This is a genomic window from Vibrio sp. ER1A, assembly GCF_000733315.1.
GTDB classification, from domain to species: Bacteria; Pseudomonadota; Gammaproteobacteria; order Enterobacterales; family Vibrionaceae; genus Vibrio; species Vibrio mediterranei.
In genome coordinates this window covers 1-2,030 of sequence record NZ_JPJA01000023.1, presented here as the reverse complement: position 1 = coordinate 2,030, position 2,030 = coordinate 1, and the positions used below count along the sequence as shown (strand labels likewise).

The following is a 2,030-nucleotide window of genomic DNA, read 5'->3' as shown; positions in this document are numbered from 1 at the left end:
GTATATATCTCCTTCATAAGATAGATTAATTTTATATATATTCATATCTTCAGAGACATAAATCTCATTCTGAGTAGTCGCTAAAGTGACCTTAATATTGTTATCCATATTTCTATAAAGCTCAGTATAATTATTAATAAGATTTGCCATGTCTGATATTGAGTGAGTATCTTTGACTTCGACGTGTTCAAAATCTATGGTCGGTATTGGTTCTGAGGGTATTGGTTCCAACATTAAAGTAGCGATCTTATTTGAGTCACTAAAATTAACCGTGTCTTCCTTTTCCATTAACCCTAACTCTACAATTTGATTGACAATATGTTCTATGAAGAATACCTGAGAACCGTTAATATTCTGATAAATAACTGATATTTTAGGTGGAGAACCACTATCAATACCATAGTCGACACTTTTAATTTTCCAATCAGATATCTCGTTAAGAATTCCGATATTGACGATTGTATGAAAATATAGTAGTGCATCCTTAGCATTAAGTAAGTTTAAGTAGGTCAGAACTTGACGCTTTTTGGAGCTTTGACTAGCTATAGATTCTATACGTTGATTTTCGAGTAATTGTAGATCTTGCTTTTCTTTGTAATCAAAAAAGGTACTTACCGATACATATACGGTACTTAGTAACCCGATAACTATGAACACCATTAAGAAAGTATTAATTGATAGCCTCATAAGTATATAGACCTAAATATTAAAGATGCTATAAAGGACAAAGAGATCATCAAACATAAAACTACCAATTTATAATCTAGTAGAGTTACCTTTTTTAACCTAACTGAACCTTCAACTTTACTACTAATATCGCTAATCTCATGAAGTTGCCCACCTAATTTTTCACACATCCTGACAATCTTATTTATATTTTCAATCGTCATTTTTACTGGCTGCGGAAACATGTTTGATGTATTTAGGAATCTTCCACCTATGTAGATTGCTATATATCCTTCGTCTGTTTCTTTATTATGATAAACCGCAAAATGAGGCTTAGCACTATCGAAATCTTGATTGCTTTCTAACAATCTAATTAACTCTGTCTCCAAATTATAGTCGGAGTTTTCCCTTACTATATATCTACTTTTTTTATCAATTAGAGAAGAACCTATCATTCGATAGAAGTGACTAAAATTCTTCTTTTCTGATTTTCCTATACCATTATTAGCCCAATATCCAATGTCCATCATATTACCTTCGGTGATATTAAAATGGCAATTTTCCTATTAGCCTTATTCTTATCAATACTTCCCCCTAGCGCGAGAATACCGGGAATAGTACTACCTCTATTATCATTCAAACGATTCTCATCAAATCCTGTTAATACTAAAGTATCACCAGACTGAAGGCGCATTCTTTGAAAAGAGGAGTTCTCCGTTGTTTCCGGCAACTGGATATTTTCATACTTGGTAATTTTCAACAGCTCCTTCTGTTTAATCATTATGGTCATTTCAATATTGTTAAGTTCATCAATTGTTGGAAGCATTAATAATTCAAGTCCCGACTCAACACTATCTATTTCATAACTCTTCGTTTCTGTGTTTTTGTCTTTATCATACTCTGACTCAATCGAGCGTACATAATTTCTTTTTGTTGACACATTAAATGGTAAAGGTGAACCATTAATACCAACAAGATTTATTGAACTAGTAATTGACACGTTTTTATTTCCGTATAGGCTTGACAGCAATATATCTGTTCCATTGAATTTTCCTGACACAATAGTTCCCTTTATTTCACCTACGGGAGAGTCAGTATTAGTATTTGGTGAAGTTATTGAGTTTGAAAAATTATTATCTTTATATGCTAACTTTCCGGATAATCCAAAAACTGAACTTTCATCTCCGGAGTATTGCACAATCTTAACGTCAATAGAGGTTTGCTTTTCTTGATTCTTTAGTAATCTATCTATAAACCCTCTAACTGAATCTATTTTGTCTGGTCTCGATGTAACTCGTATGTGTCCAGTACGTTTTGATAGTATGATGTCACCTTCCCCTTTTAATATAGATTCTATTGTAGAT

Annotated in this window: 3 protein-coding genes; all 3 read right to left on the bottom strand. The window is 32.5% G+C overall.

All coding sequences use genetic code 11. The annotated features are described in order from the left end of the window. The coding region (locus HW45_RS03230) for a hypothetical protein (protein WP_038224717.1) at positions 1–687 on the bottom strand (687 nt) is incomplete at its 3' end. Continuing rightward, complete coding sequence (locus tag HW45_RS03225) at positions 684–1,196, bottom strand: hypothetical protein (RefSeq protein ID WP_152559606.1); 513 nt, start codon at positions 1,194–1,196, stop codon at positions 684–686. The genes HW45_RS03230 and HW45_RS03225, both read right to left, overlap by 4 nt. Continuing rightward, on the bottom strand, positions 1,193–2,030 hold an 838-nt coding region (locus HW45_RS03220), incomplete at its 5' end, for a type II secretion system protein GspD (protein WP_038224713.1). The genes HW45_RS03225 and HW45_RS03220, both read right to left, overlap by 4 nt.

What these genes read in the sequence shown, in the direction of transcription:
- HW45_RS03225 (WP_152559606.1), bottom strand. Translation starts at nt 1,196, where the DNA reads ATGATGGACATTGGATATTGGGCTAATAATGGTATAGGAAAATCAGAA.